General features: G+C 71.7%; 17 protein-coding genes. 10 read left to right on the top strand and 7 right to left on the bottom strand.

Translation table 11 applies throughout. From position 1 onward, the window contains the following. Window positions 1–27: 27 nt before the first annotated feature. From IF46_RS0103765 to IF46_RS35025, 3 genes are all read right to left on the bottom strand, one after another. On the bottom strand, window positions 28–1,020 hold the full coding sequence (locus IF46_RS0103765) for an ABC transporter permease (protein WP_030486849.1): 993 nt from the start codon (window positions 1,018–1,020) through the stop codon (window positions 28–30). Continuing rightward, window positions 1,017–1,973, bottom strand: coding sequence for an ABC transporter permease (locus IF46_RS0103760; RefSeq protein ID WP_051723613.1), 957 nt, complete (start codon window positions 1,971–1,973; stop codon window positions 1,017–1,019). Before IF46_RS0103760 ends, IF46_RS0103765 begins: the two co-directional genes overlap by 4 nt. Window positions 1,974–2,234: 261 nt before the next feature. Next, window positions 2,235–2,429, bottom strand: coding sequence for a hypothetical protein (locus IF46_RS35025; RefSeq protein ID WP_030486847.1), 195 nt, complete (start codon window positions 2,427–2,429; stop codon window positions 2,235–2,237). A 459-nt stretch (window positions 2,430–2,888) separates the two neighbouring features. Here IF46_RS35025 and IF46_RS0103745 point away from each other — a divergent pair, with 459 nt between their 5' ends. From IF46_RS0103745 to IF46_RS0103700, 10 genes are all read left to right on the top strand, one after another. Beyond that, complete coding sequence (locus IF46_RS0103745) at window positions 2,889–3,743, top strand: DUF1684 domain-containing protein (protein ID WP_030486846.1); 855 nt, start codon at window positions 2,889–2,891, stop codon at window positions 3,741–3,743. Between the two features lie 31 nt (window positions 3,744–3,774). Continuing rightward, entirely contained in the window at window positions 3,775–4,308 is a 534-nt protein-coding gene (locus tag IF46_RS0103740) for a flavin reductase family protein (protein ID WP_030486845.1), read from the top strand. A 444-nt stretch (window positions 4,309–4,752) separates the two neighbouring features. Further along, on the top strand, window positions 4,753–6,396 hold the full coding sequence (locus IF46_RS0103735; RefSeq protein WP_030486844.1) for an ABC transporter substrate-binding protein: 1,644 nt from the start codon (window positions 4,753–4,755) through the stop codon (window positions 6,394–6,396). A 1-nt stretch (window position 6,397) separates the two neighbouring features. Continuing rightward, complete coding sequence (locus IF46_RS0103730; RefSeq protein ID WP_030486843.1) at window positions 6,398–7,333, top strand: ABC transporter permease; 936 nt, start codon at window positions 6,398–6,400, stop codon at window positions 7,331–7,333. A 5-nt stretch (window positions 7,334–7,338) separates the two neighbouring features. After that, entirely contained in the window at window positions 7,339–8,229 is an 891-nt protein-coding gene (locus tag IF46_RS0103725; RefSeq protein WP_030486842.1) for an ABC transporter permease, read from the top strand. Then, window positions 8,229–9,872, top strand: a complete 1,644-nt coding sequence (locus IF46_RS0103720; protein ID WP_030486841.1) for a dipeptide ABC transporter ATP-binding protein — start codon at window positions 8,229–8,231, stop codon at window positions 9,870–9,872. The genes IF46_RS0103725 and IF46_RS0103720 overlap by 1 nt, the downstream gene beginning before the upstream one ends. Continuing rightward, the gene (locus tag IF46_RS0103715; protein WP_030486840.1) at window positions 9,869–11,077 is read left to right on the top strand and encodes an LLM class flavin-dependent oxidoreductase; all 1,209 of its coding nucleotides are present in this window, start codon (window positions 9,869–9,871) and stop codon (window positions 11,075–11,077) included. The genes IF46_RS0103720 and IF46_RS0103715 overlap by 4 nt, the downstream gene beginning before the upstream one ends. A 15-nt stretch (window positions 11,078–11,092) precedes the next feature. Further along, window positions 11,093–12,472, top strand: a complete 1,380-nt coding sequence (locus IF46_RS0103710; protein WP_051723612.1) for an NtaA/DmoA family FMN-dependent monooxygenase — start codon at window positions 11,093–11,095, stop codon at window positions 12,470–12,472. After that, complete coding sequence (locus tag IF46_RS0103705; RefSeq protein WP_030486838.1) at window positions 12,469–13,536, top strand: LLM class flavin-dependent oxidoreductase; 1,068 nt, start codon at window positions 12,469–12,471, stop codon at window positions 13,534–13,536. Before IF46_RS0103710 ends, IF46_RS0103705 begins: the two co-directional genes overlap by 4 nt. Before the next feature lie 18 nt (window positions 13,537–13,554). Further along, complete coding sequence (locus tag IF46_RS0103700; protein WP_030486837.1) at window positions 13,555–14,679, top strand: LLM class flavin-dependent oxidoreductase; 1,125 nt, start codon at window positions 13,555–13,557, stop codon at window positions 14,677–14,679. Between the two features lie 7 nt (window positions 14,680–14,686). Here the strand turns inward: IF46_RS0103700 and IF46_RS0103695 are convergent, their stop codons facing one another. The 4 genes from IF46_RS0103695 to IF46_RS0103680 form a co-directional block, all read right to left on the bottom strand. Then, the gene (locus IF46_RS0103695; protein ID WP_232233923.1) at window positions 14,687–15,805 is read right to left on the bottom strand and encodes a sulfite oxidase; all 1,119 of its coding nucleotides are present in this window, start codon (window positions 15,803–15,805) and stop codon (window positions 14,687–14,689) included. A gap of 112 nt (window positions 15,806–15,917) precedes the next feature. Next, complete coding sequence (locus tag IF46_RS0103690; RefSeq protein ID WP_030486835.1) at window positions 15,918–16,574, bottom strand: response regulator; 657 nt, start codon at window positions 16,572–16,574, stop codon at window positions 15,918–15,920. Continuing rightward, on the bottom strand, window positions 16,571–17,866 hold the full coding sequence (locus IF46_RS0103685; protein ID WP_051723611.1) for a sensor histidine kinase: 1,296 nt from the start codon (window positions 17,864–17,866) through the stop codon (window positions 16,571–16,573). Before IF46_RS0103685 ends, IF46_RS0103690 begins: the two co-directional genes overlap by 4 nt. 42 nt (window positions 17,867–17,908) lie before the next feature. Next, window positions 17,909–19,876, bottom strand: a complete 1,968-nt coding sequence (locus IF46_RS0103680) for a serine hydrolase domain-containing protein (RefSeq protein ID WP_198041343.1) — start codon at window positions 19,874–19,876, stop codon at window positions 17,909–17,911. Window positions 19,877–20,054: the final 178 nt, after the last annotated feature.

Below are 20,054 nucleotides of genomic sequence, written 5' to 3'. Positions count from 1 at the left end.
GTGCCATACCTTTCGTTGTGTGGCGCATCAGCGCGCCACCCTCGGGTCCACGACGTTGTAGATCAGGTCCACGAGGAAATTTGCGAGGATGATGAGGAACGCGGAGAAGAGGGTGACCCCGACGATCAGCGGAAGGTCGACGTTGCCGACTGCGTCCAGCAACAGGGCGCCCAGCCCGGGCATGCTGAACACTCGTTCGGTGATGACCGCGCCACCGAGTAGCGACCCGAGGTCGATCCCGAACACGGTGATCACCGGGATCAGGACGTTGCGCAGGGCGTGTCGGCCGACGACCTTGCGTTCCCGCAGGCCCTTGGCGCGGGCCGTGCGGATGTAGTCCTCGCCCAGCACCTCGAGCATCTGGCCTCGGGTCAGCCGGGCGTAGATGGCCGCGTGGATCAGGGCGAGCACGCACCAGGGCAGGACGAGGTGCCACAGCCACCCCACCGGATCCTCGGTCAGTGCCACGTACCCGTTGACCGGCACCATGTTGAGGGTGAAGCCGAAGAGCAGGATGCCGAGCAGCCCGAGCAGGTAGCTCGGCGCGGAGACGCCGACGGTCGAGAAGGTCATCGCAGCCCGGTCCATCGCGCTGCCGCGCCGGACGGCGGAGACGACGCCGGCGCCGACGCCGAGGATCAGCCAGAGCACGGCCGCGCCGATGGCGATCGAGAAGGTGACCGGGATGCGGTTCACGATGAGCTGGGTGACTGATTCGTTCAGTTGGAACGAGTAGCCGAAGCAGGGGGCGGCGCAGTGCACCGCGGCGGCTCCGGAGCCGAAGGTGCGGCCGGCGAAGAGCCCGCCGAGGAAGGCCAGGTACTGCTGCCACCAGGGCTGGTCGTACCCCATGAAGGCCCGGGCTTCGGCGAGCCGCTGCGGGGTGCAGGGCCGCCCGCAGGACAGCTGCGCCGGGTCGCCGGGGAGCAGCACGAAGACGAGGTACGTGATCAGGCTGATCACGAGCAGCGTGCCGACCATGCTGAGCAGGCGTCCGGAGATCAAACGGAGGAGTCTCATCGCCGCAGCCCTGCTGTCTTCGGGTCGAACGCGTCGCGCAGACCATCGCCGAGCAGGTTGAACGCGAGCGTGGCGAGGAAGAGCGCCGCGCCGGGGAAGACGAGGAACATCGGGTCGGTCTGCACCCAGGCGATGGCCTCGCCGATCGAGCGACCCCAGGCCGGGGTCGGTGGCGGCACCCCGACACCGAGGAAGGAGAGCGCGGCCTCCGCGCCGATCATCGCCGGGATCTTGATCGTGGCGTAGACGATGATCGTGGCGGTGAGGTTGGGGAGCAGTTGCCGGACGAGCAGGTGCCATCCGCCGGCGCCGAGCGCGGTGGAGGCGACCACGAAGGTGCGTTGCTTCAACGCCAGCGTCTGGCTACGGACCACCCGGGCGACACCGGGCCAACCGAAGACCGCGAGGACGCCGACGAGCAGCAGCGGCTTCGGGAGGCTGGTCGGCACGATTGCGCCGAGCCCGATGACGAAGATCAGGTACGGGAAGCCGAGCAGGACGTCGACGACGCGGGTGACCACGCGGTCGTACCAGCCGCCGTAGAAGCCGGCGGTGAGGCCGACGACGACTCCGATCAGCATCGAGGCCGCGGTTGCCCCGGCACCGACCAGGATGGAGGTGCGCGCGCCGTGGACCACGATCGCGAACAGGTCACGTCCGGTCATCGGCTCCACGCCGAACCAGTGCGCGCCGCTGATGCCGCCACCGAAGCCCTTCGGCGCGCCGGAGTCCGTCAGGGCGTCCAGGTCGTACGAGTAGGGGTCATGACCGCCGAGCGCGCTGAACAGCGGTGCGGCAGCCGCGACGACGAGGAAGAAGGCCACGCCCCCGGCGCCGGCCACCGCCCAGCGATCAGCGGCCAACCGTTGCCAGAGTTGACGAACACCGCGCCTGCGGGCCGGCCTCGGCGGCCGGGCCGGGGCCGGTGGCGCGAGAGGGGTATCGGTGGACACGTTGGTTCCTTACGAGGCTGACGAGTGAGGGACGGGGGCTCAGCGCTCCCGGCAACACTTCCCGCCCACGCTGGCCCCTTCCGACTCACGTTCCGATGGATGTCGACTGCTTGGCGGGCCGACGGCGCACCGCGAGGTTCCGCCGGCCGCACGCACATGCTCCGGCAGCTGTGGTCGGGAAATCCAGCAGTAGAGACCTACAACACAGACCGGATTAGTAGGGAATTCTCCGGGGAGGCCGTCGCCCGCTGGCGGGCACGGTCAGCGGGCGGGGTGCCACCCCAGCGCCGGACCGAGCCGGGTCGCCGTATCGGTGAGGATCTGTGCGTAGTCGGCCGCCGTGAAGGTGAAGGGCAGGGCGAAGGCGACCTCGTCGACCTCGCGGAACGCGGCATGCTTGAGTAGCTGCTCGGCGATCAGCTCCGACGGGCCGACGAGGTCGGGGGCGAACATCATCCCGGCCGGTCCCTGCGGTGAGGCTGTACGAGGCGTCCGCTGGCGGGCGTACGCCTCGTAGCGGGCACGCTGGGATGCGGTGGCGCTGTCGGTGGGGATGACGACGAGCCCCTGGGAGACCCGAGCCCGAGCTTCCGCAGCGGCCTCGGTTGTTCGATTGCGCCCGCTCTGGTCACCGTCTGCCTCCAGGCCTGCCCAGGATGCTTCATCCGAAGGACTTGAAATCCTACCTTGTTAGTAGGAAAATCGTTCGCATGCTGCCCGTACGGTTGTTCACCTCCCGCCGGGTCGTCGACCTGATGCGGGTCGCCGCGCAGCTCTGTCCCGGTGAGCCCGTCGCGGCCTGAACGGGCTGTCTCAGCCATCGCCTGCCTGGCTTCCCGTCGCCGCCGCGTGGTCGCGGCCGGCTTCCCCCGCGTCCCGCCAGCGCGAGGACGCACCTCGTCGAGAGGACCTGCCATGAGTATCGACGCCGCCGCACCCACCGTCGCGGATCCGCAGCGCGCCTTCATAGCGGACTGGCAGGAGTGGCACCGAGGGCACGAGGAGGCGCGGGCCGACCCGCACGGCTTCCTCGCCGTCACCGGCCTGCACTGGCTCACCCCGGTGCCGCAACGGTTTCCCGACCTGCCGGGGGAGTGGCACACCGGTGCTGGCGGGCCGGTGGTCGCTCTCGGAGGTGACGACGAGATCGTCGTCGACGGCGAGCGGGTTCGGGGTCGCCACGAGTTCGGGCCGATCGCCGAGCGCGCCGGCGTCACCGTGGGCATCGACGGTGGCGTGCTGGAGGTGGCCCGCCGGGGTGGGCATGACATCCTCCGTCCCCGACGCCCGGACCACTCGCTGCGCCTCGACTACCGGGGCACGTCAACATATCCGCCCGACCCGCGATGGGTCGTGGATGGGCGATACGTTCCGTTCGACAGTCCTCGGCCGACCACCGTCGGCGCGGCGGTGGAAGGGCTCGAGCACGTCTACGAGGCGCCCGGTCGGATCGAGTTCACCGTCGACGGGGTGCCGCTGAGCCTGACCGCGTTCGACGGCGGGAAACCCGGGAGCCTGTCGGTGCTGTTCACCGATGCCACGTCCGGGGTCACCACCTATCCCGCCAACCGGTCCCTGAAGGTCGGCGTACCGGATGAGCAGGGCCAGGTCACGCTCGACTTCAACCGGGCCACCAACCTGCCGTGCGCGTACACCGACTTCGCGACCTGCCCGCTTCCTCCGGCGGAGAACCGACTGCCGATCGCCGTCGAGGCCGGCGAGAAGACCCCGGATGAGCGGCTGGCGGATGCTCCCGCCGACCGTTCGTAGGCCCCGCCGACCAACCCTCGGGAGGATCGCTATGACCCAGTCCACCGACGCCCCGATCGACGCCGACAGCGACGCGCTGCGGACGTTGCTGCGCCACCAGGCCAGCACCGTCACGGTGGTCACCGCTCCCGGCTCGCCGGCGGTCGGCTTTACCGCCACCTCGTTCACCTCGGTGTCACTGGCCCCGCCGATCGTCTCGTTCTGTCTGAACCTCGGGTCGTCGAGCTGGCCCGCGGTGGCCCGTGCCCGGCACGTGGCGGTGCACCTGCTCGCCCATCATCAGCAGGATCTGGCCCGCACCTTCGCGACGAGCGGCATCGACCGGTTCGCGACGCCCACCCGCTGGCGGCCCGGCCCGGAGGGGGTGCCGATCCTTGACGACACCCTGGCCTGGCTCCTCTGCCGGGTCGTCGACCGGGTGACCGTCGGCGATCACGCCGTGGTGCTGGCCGAACCGGAGGTGCTTCGGCACGCCGACGTCGGCTCGCCCCTGCTCTACCACCGGGGGCGCTACGCCGGGCTGGCCGGCGACCAGCCCGGGGTGGCCCGCCGCCCGGCCGCCTGAGCGGCCGCCCGCGGCTGCGTGGGGGGAACGACGATCGGGATCGAGGCTTATCGCTCCATGCTGACCTGTGGGTCAGGCGCAATCCCTGCAAACCCTATAGCCTTGGTAGGGTATGCGTCAACGAATCGACGTCCTCCCGTGCGATAGCCGACATCCGGCGACGGATCCGTTGACACCACCACGCTTCGGAGGTGGACTCGGCTCATGTCCAGCGAGCTGCGGCTGACGATCCGCGGCCACATCGACTTCGGTCGAGTGTGGTCGAGTTCCTGTCTGGCCTGACCCGGCACTCTCGCCCGTAGCCCGGCTCGCCGCATCGGCCCGCCGGGGTGGGGCGCACCGCCGCGCCGCCACCGCACCGACACCCGTACCGGCCCACGCCCCACGCGTAGCGGCCGGGTGCCGGCATCCCCGCTTCCGCCTGCCTGGACAGGAGATCTCACCATGCCCGCGAACCGTCTGCGAACCCTGGCCGCCGTCCCGCTCGCCGCACTGCTGGCCGTCGTAGCCGGATGCTCCACCGGCGCTGCCCCGGCCGCCGAGGCGGCCGGCCAACCCCGCTCCGGCGGCACCCTCACCTGGGCCGTGGAGACCGAGCCGATCACCCTCAACCCGCACCAGTACGCCCAGGCCAAGGCCCGCCTGCTGGTCTGGAACACCTTCGAGTCGCTGCTCACCTACGACCAGCAGGGCACGTTGGTGCCCTGGTTGGCGACCGGCTGGAAGGTCGCACCGGACGGGCTGGCCTACACCCTGACGTTGCGCGACCGGGTCACCTTCTCCGACGGCACGCCCTTCGACTCCGCCGCCGTCAAGGCCAACTTCGACAAGCTGCGCGAACCTGGGTACAACCCGGCTCTCGCCGCCGTCCAACTGCGCAACCTCAAGGCCGTCGAGACAGTCGACCCGCGCACCGTACGCCTCGTCCTCAGCGCCCCGGACGTCCTCATCCTCGACTTCCTCGCCTCCCCGCAGGGTGCGCAGATCTCTCCGACCTCGCTGCGCCAGGCGAAGAACCTCAAGGCCGGTGGCATCGACGTGGTCGGCACCGGGCCGTTCGTGCTGGACCGCTACGTCCCCGGTCAGGAGCTGCACTACCGGCGCAACGCCAGCTACGACTGGGCGCCACCCACCGCGACGCACACCGGCCCCGCCCACCTCGACGGAATCACCTACCGGTTCCTCAAGGAGTCGGCGGTCCGCGTTGGCGCCCTCACGTCGAGCCAGGTGCAGATCATCGAGGGGGTGCCCGCCACGGACCAACCGCTGATCACCGGCAACCGGACGCTGCGCCTGAGCCGTGAACTCAACTCCGGCTCGGCCTACTCGTACTACTTCAACACCTCCCACGCGCCCTTCGACGACCTGCGCGTCCGCCAGGCGTTCCGGGAGGCCGTCGACGTCGACACCATCCTGAAGTCCGTCTACCGAGACACCGCCACCCGCGCCTGGAGCGTGATCAGCCCGTCCAGCCCGCTGTACGACAAGCGCCTCGAAGGCGGCTACAGCGGCGACCCCGTCAAGGCGAACACCCTGCTCGACCAGGCCGGCTGGGCTGCCCGAGACGCCGCCGGCTACCGGGTGAAGGACGGCAAGCGGCTCACCGCACGGCTCGTACAGTCCGCACCCTACGTCCGGGACCGCCGCGACATCCTGGCCCAGGCCGTTCAGGCCGCCGTCAAGCAGAGCGCCGGCATCGACCTGAAGGTGACCCTTGTCGACCAGGGCACCGCCACCGACGCGTTCCAGCGCAACGAGTACGAGGTCTTCGACAACTCGCGCGCCGACACCGACGCCGGCGCCGCGCTCAACCTGCTGCTGCACTCGAAGGGCGGCATCAACCGCACGCAGGTCAACGACCCGCGGATCGACCAGCTTCTGGAGGCCGGTCAGGCCGCCGCCGACCCGACCAAGCGGGTCGGCATCTACGCCGACCTGCAACAACAGGTCGTTGCCGAGCAGGCCCTGCTGCTACCGCTGTACGCGCCGGCCGACCAGATCGCCGCCAGCACCGGCGTCGGCGGGGTGCGTTTCGAGCCCACCGCCGGGGTTCCCGCCAGCGCGTACGACCTGTGGATCGGAAAGTGACATGAGCCGCCCACCCGTACGTGCCGTGGCCCGCCGGCTCGGTGCCGGCCTGGTCGTCCTCTGGGTCGCGGCCACCGCCGCCTACCTGGCGCTGCTGGCCGCCCCTGGCGACACCGTGGACAACATCGTCGCCGACGGTGCCGACACCCCGCAGATCCGCGCCGAGATCATCGCCGAGTGGGGCCTGGAACGGCCAGTCATCCTGCAGTACCTCGACTACCTCCGGCGGCTCGGCGGCGGCGACCTGGGTCGCTCGTACCTGCTGCAACGTCCCGTCGCCGAGGTGATCGGCGAGCAAATCGCCCCCACCCTCACCCTCGCGGTCGCCGCCGCCGGGCTCGGGGTGCTGCTCGCCCTGCTCATCGCGGTGGCCACCGCCGGGGACCGGCGACCGTGGCTGCGCAGGGTCAGCTCCGGCGCCGAGTTGCTGCTGGTCTCCACCCCGCCGTTCTTGATCGGGCTCCTGCTGCTCAGTGTGCTGTCGTTCCGGTGCGGCCTCTTCCCGGTCTCCGGCGATCAGGGGATCGCCGCGTTGGTGCTCCCCGCCGTCACCCTCGCGCTACCGATCGCCGGGCTGCTGGCCCAGGTGCTGCGTGACGGCATCGACAAAGCTCTCGACGAGCCCTTCGTGCTCACCGCCCGCGCCCGTGGCGTACGGGAACGAACGGTGTTGGTGCGGCACGCGTTGCGGCACGCCCTCCTGCCGGCCGTCACCCTGGCCGGTTGGCTCTTCGGCATCCTGCTCGGCGGCGCCGTGATCGTCGAGCAGGTCTTCGGGCGGCCCGGCCTCGGCCAGGTCACCCTCACCGCGGTCACCACCCGGGACATGCCGGTGGTGCTGGCCGTGGTCACCCTCTCGGCTGCCGTCTACGTCGCGGTCAACACCGTGGCCGATCTGGCGTACCTGCTGGTCGACCCGCGTCTGCGAAGGAGCTGACCCCGATGACTGTCACCCTGGGCCCACCGCTCACCGACGCCCCCACGCGGCTCCTCGCCGACCCGACCGCACCGACGGTACGCCGACGGCTCCGGCCGCGACCCGGTCTGCTCGCCGCCGGGGCGTACCTGATCCTGCTGGTCGTCGCCGCGGCCTGGCCGGCCGTGCTGGCCCCCGGCGATCCGCTCGCGGCCGACCCGCTCGCCGTGCTCAACCCACCCGACGCGGCGCACTGGCTCGGCACCGACCACCTCGGCCGCGACGTCTGGACGCGGGTGGTGCACGGCGCCGGTCACTCGCTCACCATCGGTGTCGCCGCCACCGTGCTCGCGGTGGCCGGTGGCGTGCTGCTCGGCCTGCTCGCCGGCCTCACCCACCGGGTCGCCGACGAGGCGCTGAGCCGCACGTTCGACGCGCTGTCGGCATTTCCCATGCTGCTGCTGGCCCTGCTGTTCATCGCCGTCGCCGGCCCCGGCACCGCCAGCCTGATCGTCGCCATCGGCATCGCCACCCTGCCGCACTACGCCCGCGTGGTCCGTGGTCAGACACTCGTCGTCCGCCGCGCGGGCTTTGTCGAACAGGCCGTCACCTTCGGCCAGTCCCGGCCCCGGCTGGTACTGCGGCACGTGCTCCCCAACGTGGTCGGCCCGGTGCCGGTGCTCGCGGTGATCGGGCTCGGTGAGGCGATCCTGGCCGCCGCCGGGCTCAGCTTCCTCGGCATGGGCCCACAGCCGCCGTCGCCGGAGTGGGGCGCGATGCTCTCCGAGGGGCGCAACTACCTCCAGGTGGCCTGGTGGATCAGCATCCTGCCTGGACTGGCGGTCACCGCCACCGTGGTGTCGCTGACCGTCGTCGGCCGGCACTGGCAGGCACGCTTCGACGGGCGGCGGCGCTGATGGCTCCCCTGGTCACGGTCGAGGATCTGCACGTCGACTTCGACACCCCGACCGGCCGGGTGGCCGCGGTGCGTGGGGTCAGCTTCACCGTCGAGCGTGGCGAGTGCGTGGCCGTCGTCGGGGAGTCCGGCTCCGGCAAGAGCGTGACCGCTCGTACCCTGGTCGGTCTCGCCGGTCCGGGCGCCCGGGTCCGCGCCGCCCGGCTCGAACTGGCCGACACCGACGTGCGGGCACACCGGCCACGGGACTGGCGGCGGGTCCGAGGCCGCCTCGCCGGGCTGGTGTCGCAGGACGCGCTGGTCTCCCTCGACCCGCTGCGCACCGTGGGCGCCGAGATCGGTGAGGTGCTCGCCACCCACGAGATCGTCAGCCGGCGGGAACGGGCCGGACGGGTCACCCACCTACTCGACGAGGTCCACCTGCCGGAGCCGGAGCGCCGGGCCCGGCAGTACCCGCACCAGCTCTCCGGTGGGCTGCGGCAGCGGGCGCTGATCGCCTCGGCGATCGCCGGGGAGCCGGCCCTGCTGATCGCCGACGAACCGACCACCGCGCTGGACGTCACCGTGCAGGCGCAGATCCTGCGGCTGCTCGCCGAACGGCGGGCCGCCGGGGTGAGTCTGCTGCTGATCAGCCATGACCTGGCGGTCGTCGCCCAGGTCGCCGACCGGGTCCTGGTGCTGCGCGACGGTCGGATCGTCGAGCACGGCCCCACCGACCGGCTGCTGCGGGAACCCACACATCCGTACACCCGGCAGTTGCTGGCCGCGGTGCCCTCCGCGACCTCGCGGGGCCGCCGGCTCGCCGGGGCGGCGCGGGTCGGGGACGCACGGGCGACGCTGCCCGCCCGCCCCGAGGTCCGCGCCGACGACACCGTGCTCGACGCGGGCGGCCTGACCAAGAGGTACGGCGAGCACACCGTCGTGCGGGACGTGTCCTTCACCGTCGCGCGGGGCGAGACGCTCGGCCTGGTGGGGGAGTCCGGCTCCGGTAAGAGCACCGTCGCCCGGATCGTCGCTGGTCTGCTCGACGCCGACGCGGGCACCGTCACCTTCGAGGAGACGCCGTGGGCCGGCGTGCCGGAGCGGGCCCGCCGCCCGCTGCGGCGCAGGTTGCAGATCATCTCGCAGGACCCGCTGAGCTCCTTCGACCCGCGCTACACGGTCGGGCGGGTCGTCGCGGAGAACCTCGACCCGGACGTCGGCCGCGCGGACCGCCGCGATCACGTCGTCGACCTGCTGCGTCGCGTCGGGCTCGGCGCGGACCTGGTCGATCGGCATCCCCGGCAGCTCTCCGGCGGGCAGCGGCAACGCGTCGCCATCGCCCGCGCCATCGCACCCCGCCCCAGTCTGATCATCTGCGACGAACCGGTCTCCGCCCTCGACGTCTCCGTGCAGGCACAGGTCCTCGACCTGCTGGCCGAGCTGCGCGCCGCCGACGGCACCGCCCTGCTCTTCATCTCCCACGACCTGGGCGTGGTGCACCACCTCAGCGACCGGGTGCTGGTCATGCACGACGGCGCGGTGGTCGAGCAGGGCCCGGTCGGCGACATCTTCACCTACCCCCGACACGACTACACACGGTCCCTGCTGAACGCGCTGCCCACGCTGGTCACCGCCGGCCGACCGGAGGAGAAGCATCCATGACCGAGAAGAGCCTGCACCTGGCCGTGGCCCTCGACGGCCTCGGCTGGCACCCCGCCGCCTGGCGGCTCTCGCGCGCCGACGCGACCGCGCCGCTGACCGCCCGCTACTGGAACGCCCTCGCCGGCGAGGCCGAACACGCCGCACTGGACCTGCTCACCATCGAGGACAGCCTCGACCTCCAGACGTCGTGGCCGGACGGCACCGACGACCGCGTCGACGAGCTCCGGGGACGCCTCGACGCGGTGCAGATCGCCTCCCGGCTCGCCCCGCTGACCCGGCACATCGGGCTGATCCCGACCACCAGCACCACCCACACCGAGCCGTTCCACCTCTCCACGGCGATAGCCACGCTCGACCACATCAGCGGTGGGCGGGCCGGTTGGCGGCCTCGGGTCTCCGCGCGCAGGGCCGAGGCCGGGCACTTCGGTCGCCGTGACATCCCGCCCCTGGACCTGGCTCGGCTCGACGAACCGGAGACGGTACGGCTCGTCGGCGACCTCTTCGCCGAAGCCGGTGACGCGGTGGAGGTGGTCCGCCGGCTCTGGGACAGCTGGCAGGACGACGCCGTGATCCGGGATGTGCCGACCGGCCGGTTCGTCGACCGGGAGCGGTTGCACTACATCGACTTCGCCGGCCGGTGGTTCTCCGTCAAAGGCCCCTCCATCGTGCCCCGGCCGCCGCAGGGGCAACCGATCGTCGCGGCGCTGGCCCACTCGTCGGTGCCGTACGCGTTCGCCGCCCGGCACGCCGACATCGTCTTCGTCACCCCGATCGACGCTGGACACGCCGCCGCGATCGTGGCCGAGGTGCGGGCGGCCGAGGAGACCGTCGGCCGGGTGGGCGCACCGCTGCGCGTCCTCGCCGACCTGGTCGTGCTGCTCGACGAGACGTCGACGCTGGCCCGGGACCGCCGGACCCGCCTCGACGAGCTGCACGGCGCGCAGTTCACCTCCGACGCGTCGATCGTCACCGGCACCCCGGGGGAGCTGGCCGACCTGCTCGCCGAGTGGCACCGCGCCGGGGTGGATGGTTTCCGGCTGCGGCCCGCGGTGCTCCCCGACGACTTGACCGCGATCACCCGGGCCCTGGTGCCCGCGCTGCGAGACCGGGGTCTGTTCCGAGCCGGCTACCCCGGCGGGATGCTGCGCGACCTGCTCGGCCTGCCCCGACCGGTCAGCCGCTACGCCGTCGCGGCGACCGCCTGAGCACTGGAGACCGTCATGCCCAAGCAGATCATCCTGGCCGCGCACTTCCCCGGCGTGAACAACACCACCGTGTGGAGCGACCCCGCCTCCGGCAGCCAGGTCGACTTCTCCTCCTTCGTCCACCTGGCCCGCACCGCCGAGCGGGGCAAGTTCGACTTCTTCTTCCTCGCCGAAGGGCTGCGGCTGCGTGAGCAGCGGGGCCGCATCCACGACCTGGACGTCGTCGGACGCCCGGACACGTTGACGGTGCTCGCCGCCCTCGCAGCGGTCACCACCCACCTGGGTCTGGCCGGCACCCTCAACACCACCTTCCGGGAGCCGTACGAGCTGGCCCGGCAGTTGGCCAGCCTCGACCACCTCTCCGGTGGGCGGGCCGCCTGGAACGTGGTCACCACCTCCGACGCGTTTACCGGAGAGAACTTCCGTCGGGGCGGCTACCTCGACCGCGCGCTGCGCTACGACCGGGCCGCCGAGTTCGTGCGTACCGCGCGGCAGTTGTGGGAGTCGTGGCCGGCCGATGCGATCACGGGCGACCGGGACGGCGGCCGGTACCTCACCGAGGCCGCCCCCGGCGCCTTCGCCCATCACGGCGACCAGTTCGACATCGCCGGGCACTTCACGGTGCCCCGCAGCCCCCAGGTGCACCCGGTGATCCTGCAGGCCGGCGACTCTCCCGACGGCCGCGAGTTCGCCGCGTCCAGCGCCGACGCGATCTTCTCCCGACACGGCACCCTGGAGGACGGCCAGGAGTTCTACCGGGACGTGAAGTCCCGGCTCGCCCGGCACGGCCGCCAGCCCGACGACCTCAAGGTCATTCCCGGCGTCACGTTCGTGCTCGGCGACACCGACGCCGAGGCGCAGGAGCGCGCCCACCACATCCGCCGGCAGCAGGTCAGCCCGCAGACCGCGATCCTGTTGCTGGAACAGCTCTGGAACCGGGACCTGTCCGGGTACGACCCGGACGGCCCGCTGCCCGCCGAGGACCCGGACGTCTCCGGCGACGCGATCAGCCGAGGCCGGGCCGGTATGTATCCCGACCCGGTCCGCACCGCCCGGCACTGGCGGGCCCTGGCCGAGGAGAAGGGGCTCGGCATCCGCGACCTGATCATCGAGGTCACCGGCCGGCAGTCCTTCGTCGGCACCCCACGGCAGGTCGCCGAGCGGATGAACCACTTCGTGCAGTCGGACGCCGCCGACGGCTTCATCCTGGTGCCGCACCTGACCCCGGGTGGGCTCGACGACTTCGTCGACCGGGTCGTGCCACTGCTTCAGGAGCGTGGCGTCTTCCGCACCGAGTACGCCGGCACCACCCTGCGCGACCACCTGGGTCTCAGCCCTGCTGCGACCCGGCGGCGTCCGCCTGACCTCCAGCCGAAAGTGACGGTCCCGGCGTGAAGGTTCTGCTGATAACGCTCATCACCCACCTGCCCGACCCGGTCACCGGCCAGCGCAGGAGCACCACCGAGCGGTTCCGGGAGGTCGTCGACACGGCCGTCCTGGCGGAGGAGCTGGGGTTCGACGGGTACGGGGTCGGTGAACGGCACGAGCGCCCGTTCATCTCCTCGTCGCCGCCGGTGGTGCTGAGCCACATCGCGGCCCGTACCTCCACCATCCGGCTGTTCACCGCGGTCACCACGCTCAGCCTGCTCGACCCCGTCCGCGCCTACGAGGACTACGCCACCCTGGACCACCTCTCCGGCGGCCGACTCGAACTGATCATCGGTAAGGGCAACGGCGCCGCGCAGGCGCAACTGTTCCACGTCACCGCCGAGGACCAGTGGGATCGCAACCGGGAGGGCTACGAGCTGTTCCGCCGGCTCTGGCGGGAGGAGAAGGTCACCTGGTCCGGGGCGTACCGGCCGTCGCTGACCGAGGCCGAGACCTGGCCGCGCCCGCTGCAGCAGCCCATCCGGGTCTGGCACGGCAGTGCCACCAGCCGAGAGTCCGTCGATCTCGCTGCCCGGTACGGCGACCCGATCTTCTCTGCCAACGTCACCAACCCCATCGAGCCGTACGCCGAACTCATCCGCCACTACCGGGAACGGTGGGCGCACTACGGGCACGACCCGGCCGACGCCCTCGTCGGTGCCGGCACCGCCGGCTTCTACGTGGCCCGCACCTCACAGGAGGCGGTCGAGCGGTACCGGCCGATCTTCGAGGCCCGGGTGGCCGCGTTCCGGCGGCTCGGCGTGCCACCGGTCTTCGGCACCCTCGAGGACGCCCTGGAGCGCAGCTCGATCCTGGTCGGCAGCCCACAACAGCTCGTCGACAAGGTGCTGCGCTACCACGAACAGTTCGGCCACGAGGTCATCCACCTCCAAGCCGACCACGACGGGCTGACCGACAAGCAGCACCGGGAGAGCCTGGAGTTGTTCCAAGCCGAGGTGGCGCCGGTGCTGCGCCGGGAGATTCCCAGCCGTCCCTTCCTTCCACCGGTGACCGCAGTCGCCACGGCCTGATTAGAAACGGGGACAACCATGCCCTCCACGCCCCTGTCCATCCTCGACCTCTCGCCGGTGCCCGCCGGTGGCACCGTCACCGACGCCCTACGCAACACCGTCGACCTGGCCCGGCGGGCCGAACAGTCCGGCTACCACCGCTACTGGCTCGCCGAGCACCACCTCGCCGCCGGTGTCGCCAGCTCCGCGCCGGCCGTGCTCGTCGGGCAGGTCGCCGCGGCCACCAGCGCGATCCGCGTCGGCTCCGGCGCCGTCCAGGTCGGTCACCGCACCGCCCTGCCGGTCGTCGAGGAGTTCGGCACCCTTGCCACGCTGTACCCCGGCCGCATCGACCTCGGGCTCGGCCGATCCGGTCAGCGGCGCGTCGAAGCCGCCCGGGAGATCACCGCACCCACCCCGGCGCCGGTCGAGGCCCGGGTGGTCGACGGACTGCTCATTCCTCCGCCGTTCTCCTACGCCCAGGTGCTCGCCTCACCGCGCTTCGCCCTGAGCAGCGCACTGCTGCACCAGCCGGGCGCTCAGCCGCCGCCCTTCGCCGAGCAGGTGGCCGACGTGCTGGCCCTGCTTCGCGGCGACTACACCGACGCCGACGGTCTGGACGCGCACGCCGTGCCGGGGGAGGGCGCCGATCTCCAGGTGTGGTTGTTGGGCAGCAGCGGCGGGGAGAGCGCCCAACTAGCTGGCGCGCTCGGCCTGCCCTTCGCCGCCAACTACCACGTCAGCCCCTCCTCGGTGCTCGACGCGGTGGCCGCCTACCGGGCCGCGTTCCGACCCACGACCGGGCTCACCGAGCCGTACGTGGTGGTCTCCGCCGACGTGGTCGTCGGCGAGACCGACGACGCCGCACGCCGGCTGGCCGCACCGTACGCGCCGTGGGTGCGCAGCATCCGCAGTGGCGACGGAGCGATCCCGTTCCCGAGCCCGGAGCAGGCTGCCGCGCTGCCCTGGACCGACGACGACCGCGAACTCGTCGCCGACCGGGTGGACACCCAGTTCGTCGGATCGCCCGCGACGGTGGCCGAGCGGCTGCGTACTCTGCGGGACGTCACCGCCGCCGACGAGCTGCTCGTCACCACGATCACCCACGCCCACGCCGACCGGGTCAGCTCCTACGAGCTGCTGGCCAAGGAGTGGAGCAACTGATCTGTCGTCAGTCGACCGTCACCGGGTGCCGGACCACACCGTCGAAGAGATATCCGAGCGCGTTGGGGCGGGCCTGGTCCGGTTGGCCGGCCCCGGTGACGTCGGTGGCCCGAGCCAGCAAGGTCCACCGGCCGGGACGCGGTGGACGCCAGAGCATCGTCCAGCGCTGCCAGACGCCGCCCTCGTCGGCGGGGTCGAGGTCGGCGGGTTGCCAGCTCGCCCCGTCGTCGGTGCTGATGTCGACAGTGCGGATCGGGCCGTTGCCGGACCAGGATCGGCCGGAGATGAGCAGTTGCTCGCCGCTCGGGACGCGGACGTCCCACGGCAGCTCGAAGGCGCTCTTGACCACCGGGGTCGTCACGAGCCGGCCGTCGACCGGATGGCCGGGCCCGAACATCCGGTAGAACTGGGTGTTCCACGGGGAGGAGAGGGGTGTCGCGGAGACCTCGATCGGGCCGACCCACTTGATCGAGGAGATGCCGATCCAGCCCGGCACCACCACACGCACCGGGAAACCGTGGTCGACCGGCAGCGTCTCCCCGTTCATCTCGTACGCCAGCAGCACGTCGTCGAGGGCCTTGGCGATCGGTATCGGGCGGCGCACCCGGCCGAGATTCGCCCCGCCGGTCTCGAAGTCCGGGTCCAGGCCCTCGGGCTGCACGTCCACCGCCTCGTCGGTCAGGCCGGCGTGCCGCAGGACGGTCGACAGCCGTACGCCCCGCCAGCGCGCCACCCCCACCGCGCCGAGGCCCCACGACACCCCCGGTGCCGGGTGGGCCTGCTGGGAGGCGAAGAAGCGGCGACCGTTGCCCGCGCACTCCAGCAGGGCCGCGATCTCCTCGGCGGGCATGGCCCGCAGGTCGCCGTAGTCGAACTCGACTGCGTCGTCGCGGGTCGGCGAGCCGCGCAGGCCGGTGCCGAACAGGCGCAGACGCCACGTGTCCACGTCCAGCAGCGGGCTACGGGTGTGGTTGCGGACGAAGAACCGGTCGGTGGGGACCGTGAAGCCCTGCCCCGCCATGGCCTCCCACCGCATCTCGGCGTTGCCGTCGCGCGGGGTGAGCAGTCGTGGGGGCAGCGGCTTGGCGATCGTCGCGTCCGTGCGGGACGGAAGGGAAAGAGTCACCCGATCCTCCCTGCGACTCGTTGTTGGCAAGTCCTATTGAATCAATAGGACTTGCCGCCTGGCCAGCCAGGCCCCGGCCGGTGCGCGTCGCGAGGGATGTTCGGGGTCGCGGTCACCGTTGGACCACCCCGTTCTGGTAGGCCCAGACGACGGTCTGTAGCCGATCCCGTGCGCCGATCTTGGCCATGGCCCGCCCGAGGTGCGACTTGACCGTGCTGGTCTCGATGAAGAGCTGCTCGGCGATCTCGACATTCGACAGGCCCTGCGCGAGCAGCTGCACGATCTCGGTCTCCCGCGCGGTCAGCTGGTGCGCCGCCGCCGCGTCGGAGCGGGGAGCGGGTGTGCGTCGGGCGAACTCCGAGATCACCCGACGGGTGACGGCCTGGTCGACGAGCCCGTACCCGCTCGCGAGGCGACGGATCGCCTCGATCAGCTCCTCGGGCTCACAGTCCTTGAGGATGAACCCGCTGGCGCCGGATTCCAACGCCCCGAAGACGTACTCGTCGAGGTCGAAGGTCGTCACGACCAGCACCGCCGGCGGCGTCCCGGTCGCCTCCGCGACGATCTGCCGGGTCGCGGTGAGCCCGTCGCCGTGCGGCATCCGGACGTCCATGCAGATCACGTCCGGTTGCAGCCGGCGGGCCAGCTCGATCGCGGCGGACCCGCTCGACGCCTCCGCCACGACCTCGATCTCGCCGGCCTGTTCCAGGATGACGCGGAAGCCGGCGCGGACGACCGCCTGGTCGTCGACGAGCATCACTCTGATCATGCTGGGGCCTCTTCCCTCGGCCGCGACGCGGCGGGACCGTTCGTCGGTAGCGTCGCGGTGACCGACCAACCACCGGCCACCGTCGGGCCGGCGGTGAAGGTTGCCCCGATCAGCTGAGCGCGCTCGCGCATGCCCACCAGGCCGACACCGCCGGTCCGTGCCGCCGGTACGCCTCGCGGCGCGGCGGGCTCGTTCACCACCTCCAGCGACACCGAGCGGGGCTCGAAGCGGAGCACCACCCGTGCCGGAGCGCCCGGCGCGTGCTGGCGGGCGTTGCTGAGCGACTCCTGCGCGATCCGGTAGAGCGCGACGTCGGCGATCGGCGACACCTCGCGGTGCTCGCCCTCCCGGACGAACTCCACCGGGCCGGCGAGGTTGCCGGCGGTGCGGACGAGGTCGTCGAGCATGCCCAGCCCCGGCACCGGGGCGGCACCATCGCCGCCCTCGTGCCCCGGCCTCCCGCGCAGCACACCGACGACCAGCCGCAGGTTGTCCAGGGTCTCCTTGCCCTGGCTGCGGATCCACGCCACCCCGGCCTTCGCGGCGGCCGGGTCGCGGTCGATGAGCCGCTCGACCGCCGCCGCCTGCACGACCATCCCGGAGAGGTGGTGGGCCGCCACGTCGTGCAGCTCCCGGGCCATCCGGGAGCGCTCCGCGCCGATCGCCGCCTGGACCTTCGTCCGCTGCTCCCGGATCGCCTCGTCCGCCCGCACCCGGACCAACTCGACGTAGCGCCGGTAGGTGGCCACGTAGCCGCCGACGACTGTCGCGCTGGCGTAGGTCAGGGCGCTCGACGAGATGTACGCCACGGCCGTCAGCAGATCGGGGGTCACCAGGACGGCCGCCCCGATCGACTCCGCCACCACTACCGCGCCGACGGCCAGCAGCGCGCGCCGAACCGGCAGCAACGACCCGACGGTGTACGCCACGACGAACCCGGCGATGCCTCGGACGCTCACCTCGGGCAGGGAGAGGCCGATGATGGGCAGTTGCAGGCCGACGACGAGCGCGAGGCAGAGCAAGGGCCGGACCCGACGCAGACACAGCAGCATCGCCTGCGCGCAGCAGATGACGACGAGCAGCCAGGCCCGCGTCGGGTCGAGTGACACCCCTTCCTCCGGTGCCACGATCCAGAACAGCACAGTCAGCAGCACGAACGTCAGGACGGTCAGCACCGCCGCCAGTAGGCAGTCTCGTGCGAACACTCCCGTCACCCCGAGCCGGGTGAGCCGTCCGTCGAGCCACTTCGTCAGTCGCGGTGTGTCGGGCTCGGTGCCGGTGTGGTCCCTCATGCGATGCGCATCCTTGCTCCGGATCGTCCCGGGTCGGGCGGGTCAGTAGGAGATGCTAGGCGCGAGTAGGTGGAACTCCACGGCGAACCAGCCCGCACTGGCGAGCGCGACGAGGATCGCGGCGCTGCCGGTGACCCGTCGCCAGCCGACGTGGCGACGCACGTCGTCGACCAGCCGGACGGCGGCGGGCAGCACTCCGAGCAGCCCGACCAGTTGCAGCACCTGAATGCTGCGCAGCATCGCACCGGGAACGTCCTGCAGGCTCATGATGGTGCTGAGGCTGAGCACCCAACCAGCGAGCGCGAGGAGCGTACCGGCGACGGCGAGACGGCTCAGGATCCGCGCGGTGCGTCCCGCCCGATCGCGGGGAGCGCGGCCGAGCCGGCGGCGGACGATCGCGCCGACCGGCCAGGACAGGGCGGTGAGCAGCAGCACGACGGTCGACAGGGCGAGCACCGGAATGGCCACTGTGGAGGTACGGGCCGGCTCGACGGGCAGCAACGCGAACGCGGAGTCGAAACCGATCGCCTCGACCCGGTCGTCGGTGGCCCGCATGGCGATCGTGCGCTGTCCGCCGACCTCCCGCCACACCCAGGGCGCCACCTCCTCGTAGAGGGCGGGGGAGTCCGACAGTGGGCCTGGCTCGAACAGCAGCCGGCCGCCGTCGGCGACGCTGACCGTGGTTTGACCGACCAGGCCGATCAGCGTCAGGAAATTGCTTCGCACCGTCCGCGAGGACTCATAGGTGCCGGCGGCCAACGCGGCGTGCTTGGCGGTGGTCGCCGGGTCCACGCCGGCGGACGGCTGGTCGTCGGGGGCGGGGAAGTAGCGGTCGGCGAAGCCGTTCACGACCGACTCACGAAGTTCGTGGCTGGCCAGAGCGCCGGAGCCGTTGCTGTTGAGCGATAGGAAGATCCCGGCCCGGTCGTCCGGGTAGATCTGCAGGTGGGAGTGGAAGTACTCGGTGTCGCCGCCGTGGCCGAGGATCCGGTGGCCGTTGCGGTCCTCCGCGAAGAAGCCGAGGGCCATCCGGGGCCCGTCGGCCAGCGCGCCCAGCGACGTCGCGTCGAGCGCCGGACGCTGCATCAGCTCACGGGTCGGCTGATCCAGCAGTGGCGCGAAGCCCGCCGGCTCGCCGAGCTGAGCGAGCATGAATCGCGCCATGTCCGTCGCCGGGGCGCTCAGCGCGCCTGCCGGGGGCGTGCCGACGATCTCGAACGGCGCGGCGGGCGATGCCGAATTGTCGTACCCCTTGGACATCCGGTCGCGCAGCGCCGCCGGCAGCGGTTGCTCGAAGGTCGACGACGACATGCCCGCGCGGTCCAGGACGTTGCGCTGGACGTACTCCTCGAAGCGCGTCCCGCTGACGCGTTCGACGAGGTAGCCCGCGAGAGCGTTGCTGTAGTTGGAGTAGGCGGGCACGGTGCCCGGCTCGTAGATCTGCTCCGGTGGGTCGGTCACCAGGGCCTTGCGCAGGTTGACGTCGCTGCCGTCGGTGCCGATGAGGCCGGCGATCCGCTCCTCGAAGCCGGCGGTGTGGGTCAGCAGGTGCCGCAGGGTCACGGCTCGTTCGTAGCGGCGCGGCAGATCGAAGTCGAGGTACGTCTCGACGTCGGCGTCGAGGTCGAGTTTCCCGCTCTGCACGAGTTGCAGCGCCGCGGTGGCGGTGACGAGCTTCGACACCGATCCCGTTCGGAAGAGGTGCCGATCCGGGTCGACCGGGACGGCCCCGTCGCCGCCGATGCCGGTGTCGGCGTACCCGTACCCCCGGGTTGTGATGATCTTGCCCTTGTTCACGACGGCGACCGTGGCTCCCGCGATGCCGGTGCGGTGCAGCGCGGCCGGCAGCAGGCCGTCGAGCCAGGCGTTGACGTCGGTGTCGGTCAGGGCGGAACCTGCCCCGCCCGCGGCAGCGGGTGCCGCCGGAGCGTCGATGTGCGGCGCGGGAGTGCGCTGCGCCGCACCGCAACCGGCGGCGCTCACGGCGATGACGACCGCGCTCGCCAGCACCGCGCCGAGTCGGACGACGGGCCGGGGTGGGCGGGATGGAAGAAGAGATAGAGGGCGCATTGGCTGCCAGTGCCTTCCCAGGCGAACGGGTGTCCGGAGTAGGTCCGTACGGCGTCACCCGATGCCCTGGGACAAGCCTGTTCGAGCGACCGCGCCGATCCATCTGGCGCAGGACGGC

The organism is Micromonospora chokoriensis (assembly GCF_000718555.1).
In the GTDB taxonomy this organism is placed as follows: domain Bacteria; phylum Actinomycetota; class Actinomycetes; order Mycobacteriales; family Micromonosporaceae; genus Micromonospora; species Micromonospora chokoriensis_B.
This window is presented reverse-complemented; position numbering and strand designations above follow the sequence as displayed.